At 70.6% G+C, this 4,758-nt stretch carries 5 protein-coding genes; 3 read left to right on the forward strand and 2 right to left on the reverse strand.

Annotated features, from left to right (window positions below):
• Positions 1-52 precede the first annotated feature (52 nt).
• Positions 53-1,201, forward strand: a complete 1,149-nt coding sequence (locus AC3XYG_RS28215; protein WP_489143201.1) for a glycosyltransferase — start codon at positions 53-55, stop codon at positions 1,199-1,201.
• Between the two features lie 19 nt (positions 1,202-1,220).
• On the opposite strand, the gene AC3XYG_RS28220 is transcribed toward AC3XYG_RS28215, so the two are convergent.
• The gene (locus AC3XYG_RS28220) at positions 1,221-1,580 is read right to left on the reverse strand and encodes a hypothetical protein (protein WP_489143202.1); all 360 of its coding nucleotides are present in this window, start codon (positions 1,578-1,580) and stop codon (positions 1,221-1,223) included.
• Positions 1,581-1,665: 85 nt separating this feature from the next.
• Positions 1,666-2,292, reverse strand: coding sequence for a 2OG-Fe(II) oxygenase (locus AC3XYG_RS28225; protein WP_489143203.1), 627 nt, complete (start codon positions 2,290-2,292; stop codon positions 1,666-1,668).
• A 183-nt stretch (positions 2,293-2,475) separates the two neighbouring features.
• On the opposite strand from AC3XYG_RS28225, the gene AC3XYG_RS28230 reads away from it, so the two are divergent.
• Both AC3XYG_RS28230 and sigJ read left to right on the forward strand, forming a co-directional pair.
• Positions 2,476-3,558 (forward strand): glycosyltransferase family 4 protein, encoded by a 1,083-nt coding sequence (locus tag AC3XYG_RS28230; RefSeq protein ID WP_489143204.1) that lies wholly within the window; start codon positions 2,476-2,478, stop codon positions 3,556-3,558.
• Positions 3,559-3,596: 38 nt separating this feature from the next.
• Positions 3,597-4,493, forward strand: coding sequence for an RNA polymerase sigma factor SigJ (gene sigJ / locus AC3XYG_RS28235; protein WP_489143205.1), 897 nt, complete (start codon positions 3,597-3,599; stop codon positions 4,491-4,493).
• Positions 4,494-4,758: the final 265 nt, after the last annotated feature.

The following is a 4,758-nucleotide window of genomic DNA, read 5'->3' on the forward strand; positions in this document are numbered from 1 at the left end:
TCAAACCCCCTCCGCTCCGGCGGAGGGGGTTTTTCTTTGTGTGGGGGTTGGGGTGCGGATCCTGTTCACCTTCGCCGGCGGCAGCGGGCACTTTGTGCCGCTGATCCCGGTCGGCCGGGCCGCGCAGGCCGCCGGCCACGCGGTCGCCTTCGCTGGCCAGCCGGCGATGCAGGCGATGGCCGAAGCGGCTGGCTTCAGCGCCCTGGCCATCGCCGGGACGACGCTGCGCCACGTGCCCGGCCGGACGGTGCTGCTCGATCTCGATGCCGACCGCGAGGATCGGGCGGTGCGTGACGGCTTCGCCGGCCGGATCGCCCGGCAGCGGGCTGGCGGCCTGCTGTCGCTGTGCGGCGGCTGGCGCCCGGACCTGCTGGTCTGCGACGAGATGGATTTCGGCGCCATGGTCACGGCCGAACGGCTCGGCCTGCCACATGCCGCGGTGGTGGTGATCGCGGCAGGAGGGCTGGCACGGCCCGAACTGGTCGCCGGCCCGCTCAACGCCCTGCGGGCCGAGCACGGCCTCGATCCCGATCCGGACATGGTGATGGTCGGCCGGCACCTGGTGCTGTCCCCGGTGCCGCAGCGCTTCCGCGATCCGGCCTGGCCGTTGCCCGCCACCGCGCAGTTGTTCCGTCCGGAGGGCGCTGCGGATGGGCCGGCGCCGGCCTGGCTGGCCGATCTGCCCGACCGGCCGATGGCCTATGTCACCCTCGGCACCGTGTTCAACCAGGAATCGGGCGACCTGTTCGAACGGATCCTGGCCGGGCTGCGCGACCTGCCGCTCAGCATCGTCGTCACGGTGGGCCGCGGCATCGACCCGGCGGATCTCGGGCCGCAGCCGGCGAATGTCCGGGTCGAACGACACGTGCCGCAATCGCTGCTGCTGCCACGCTGCGACCTGATCGTGTCGCATGCCGGTTCCGGCAGCGTGCTGGGGGCGCTGGTGCATGGCCTGCCGTCCGTCCTGCTGCCGATGGGGGCCGACCAGCCGCTCAACGCCCGCCGCTGCGAACAGCTCGGCGTCGCCCGCGTGCTCGACGCGCTGCGCAGCACCTCGGCGGACATCCGCGCGGCGGCACAGGCGGTGCTGGCGGATCCCACCTATCGGCAGGCGGCGCAGGCGATGCAGCGGGAGATTGCCGCGATGCCGGATGTTACGGCAGTGGTGCCCGCGCTGGAGCGGCTGGCGGGGAGGGGATAGGCCTCAGCCGATTTCCGCCTCAGCCGATCTCCGGCAAGACCGCGCCGTCACGGGCATAGATGTCCGACACCCGGCAATCCGACGGATCGTAATAGACGATGACGCTGCCGCGGCTGGCCAGGTGGAACCAGGCTTGGTGATCGAGCGGCTCGCCTGGGTGGTCGTGCGAGACGACGGGTTGGTCCAGGCTCGCCAGCTCTGCGGCCGGGATGCGATAGGCGGTCAGGGCGCCGGCGATGGTGTCGCTGCAGGGATTGCCGTCCGACAGCGACCGGACCTTTTCGGCCGTGGCCGGGTCCGGCGTGGTCGGCGGCGGCGCCAGTGATTGTCCGGCACAGCCGGTGAACAGGACGGCGCAGAGCGGAACAAACCGGATCATGGCCACCTCCGCCCGTCCTCTGAAGGAAGGGGTGTACGCCGACAGCCCCGGCGCGCCTCGCGATGGAGGGCGCCGGGGCCGGGGCTCAATGCTTCTTGCCGAAGGAGAACAGCTTCTTCAGGAAGCTGGACTGGCCATGGCGCTTGCGCTTGCGGGCGATCGCCTCGTCGCTGACGCACCAGGCGATCTGCAGCACCCGGCGCTCGCCCTTGAACGGCAGGTGGCCGTGCCAAGAATGGTCCGACCGCTGGAAGGCCAGGAAGTTGCCGAAGGTCGGTGCCACTTCCCGGGCGCCGGGGGTGTTGATGTCCTGGGCCGGCAGGATGCGCAGGCAGCCCTCGGTCGGGGCCCATTCCTGGTTCAGGTAGACCAGGGCGGTGACGATCTTGTCCGGCCCGTCGGTGTGCGCTCGCCCGGCGGCCAGTTCCGACCATTTGCGCACGGTCACCAGCGTTGGCTTCGACGCCAGGTCGAGGCCGAATTTGGCACCCAGCATGGTGGCGAATTCCCGGCTGGTGACATCGGCCACCAGCTCCTGGAACGCAGCGCCGGCCGGATACTCGTCGGGCGGCACGAAACCGGTGATCGGGATGTCGGGGAAGTCGCGCTCGAGCTCGGCGCGGCGCGCCTCGGGCAGCACATCCCCGGAAATCACATGCGGGAACGGCGTCCGATCCACCGTCGCCGCCTCAAGAACATCGTAGCGAAGCATCACCGTCTCCTGAAACGTGACCCGTCGGCCACGCAATCCTGCCGCAAACATAGGCCCGCGCACCCCTGCGATCAACTCGCAGCACGGTCGCAGCCCCTGGGGGCGGTTCGGCGAAACGCTGGCATCGGGCGCGGCGGGCCGCCATAAAGAACAGGCGAGAAGAGGCAGGAGAGGTCGTCGCCCATGGGTCCCATCGTCATCGTCCTGCCGCGCAAGATGAAATTCGGCGCCGTCGGCGCCAGCCCGGTCGATCTCTATGCGCGGGACACGGTGACCTTCAGCCGCTATGCGCAGGACATCGTCGTGGTCGGCCAGGATGTGGGCGAACCCTTTCCCGGCATCCGCTTCCACCCGATCCCACTGCAGGACGGCGAGCCGCACCGCCGCTGGATGAAGCGGGCGCTGCCGCAGATCGCGGCCCTGAACCCGTCGCTGATCGAGGTGCATGCCCACCGGGTGACGGCCTCGGCCCTGGCCCGGGCGCTGCCGCGGGTGCCGCTGCTGTATGTCAGGCACAACTTCATCCGCTTCCACAAAGGGCTGCTGTGGCGGCTGCACTACCGTGCCGCCGTCTCCCGCTTCGCCGGCTTCGTCTTCGTCTCGGAGGCGCTGCGCCGCCACTTCCAGGAGCACGCCCCCTGGTACAAGGGCACGCTCGACGTCGTGTACAACGGCCTCGACATGGCCGAGCCGGCGCCGCCGCCGGAGGCGAAGGAAAAGATCATCATCCAGGTCGGCCGGGTGATCCCGGACAAGGGGCCGCTGGAATTCGCCCGCGCCATGAAGCCGGTGCTGGCGGCGCATCCCGACTGGCGGGCGGTGATGATCGGCCGCGGCCGCGACCCGGTCTTCGTCGAGCAGGTGAAGGCGACGCTGGCCGAGGCCGGCGACCGGGCGCAGTTCCTGCCCTTCATGCCGCATGACGAGGTGATGGGCTGGGTCCGCCGTGCCGCCATCGCCTCGGTGCCGTCAGTCTATGAGGAGCCGTTCGGCCGCACCGCGCTGGAGGCGATGGCCTGGGGCGCCGCGCTGATCTGCTCCGGCACCGGGGGCTTGCGCGAGATCACGGCCGACACGGCGGTGACCTTGCCCAGGGTGTCGGCGGAGGCGATCGAGGCGGCGGCCGAGACGCTGATCGGTGATGAGGCGCTGCGCCGCCGCCTGCAGGTCGAGGGGCCGACGCGGGCTCGGTCCCGGTTCGAGGCGCGCGCCATCGTCGCCGGGCTGGACGACATCCGTGCGCATCATCTGGCCAACCGGCGCTGACGCGTCACATTTCGAGAGGCTGATCCGTCTTGTCCAAGGTGCCCGTCACCCCCGAGATGCAGATGGACCATGCCGATGCCGCCCTTGCCCGCCCGGATGCCGGGGATTTCGAGGCCAGCCGCCGCATGTTGTGGGGGCTGGCCTACCGCATGCTCGGCTCGCGTGCCGATGCCGAGGATGCGGTGCAGGAGACCTGGCTGCGCTGGCAGGCGGCCGATCGCGGCCGGATCGACAACAGCCGCGCCTGGTTGGTTACGGCCTGCAGCCGGCTGTGCATCGACCAGCTGCGCTCGGCCCGCCATCGCCGCGAGACCTATGTCGGTCCCTGGCTGCCGGAGCCACTGGTGACCGAGACCGCCCCCGCCGCGGATGAGGAGATGGAGCGTGCCGAGACGCTGACCACCGCCTTCCTGCTGCTGCTGGAGCGGCTGACGCCGGTAGAGCGGGCGGCCTACCTGCTGCAGCACGTCTTCGGCCTGGAGCACGCTGCCGTGGCCGCCGCGCTCGACCGCAGCGGCCCGGCCACCCGGCCGCTGGTCAGCCGGGCCCGGCGCCAGCGGGAGGGCGGCGGCCTCGCGGCCGAACCGGCGCCCCCGCCGCAGCACGGGGCGATGCTGGAAGCCTTCCGCGACGCCCTGCGCTCCGGCGACCTGGCGCGGCTGACGGCGCTGCTGACCCGCGACGCCCAGCTGTACAGCGACGGTGGCGGCAAGGCGCGGGCCTCGATCAACGTGATCCAGGGGGCCGACAAGGTGGCGCGCTTCTTCCTCGGTGTCTGGGGCAAGCAGACCCGGCCCTTCACCTATCTGCCGCGCTGGATCAGCGGCCGTCCGGGCTATGTCGTCCTGCTCGGGGAGGAGATGATGGGGACCCTCGGGCTGGCGGTCGGCGCCGAGGGAATCAGCGGCGTGTTCTGGGTCCGCAACCCCGACTAGCTAGGGTCGATCGAACTGCCGGAATCCGGTGTCTTTTGACCTCTGCGCAGGGGTTTTGGATGCGGCTTGACGTGGCGGGGGTGCCTCCGTATAGTCCGCGCGCTTTTTCCGGAAGCCGGCTGTAGCCCGTCGCGTGACGGGCTAGACGCGCTTTCCGCAGAGAATATGACGACCGCGGACGCATCGATGATGCGCCCGCGACAAGCGAAGGACTCCGGTTGGCCCCGCAAGTGTGGGCGCCTCGGGGTCCTGTATCGTTTGCGTC

This window comes from Inquilinus sp. (assembly GCF_057815775.1).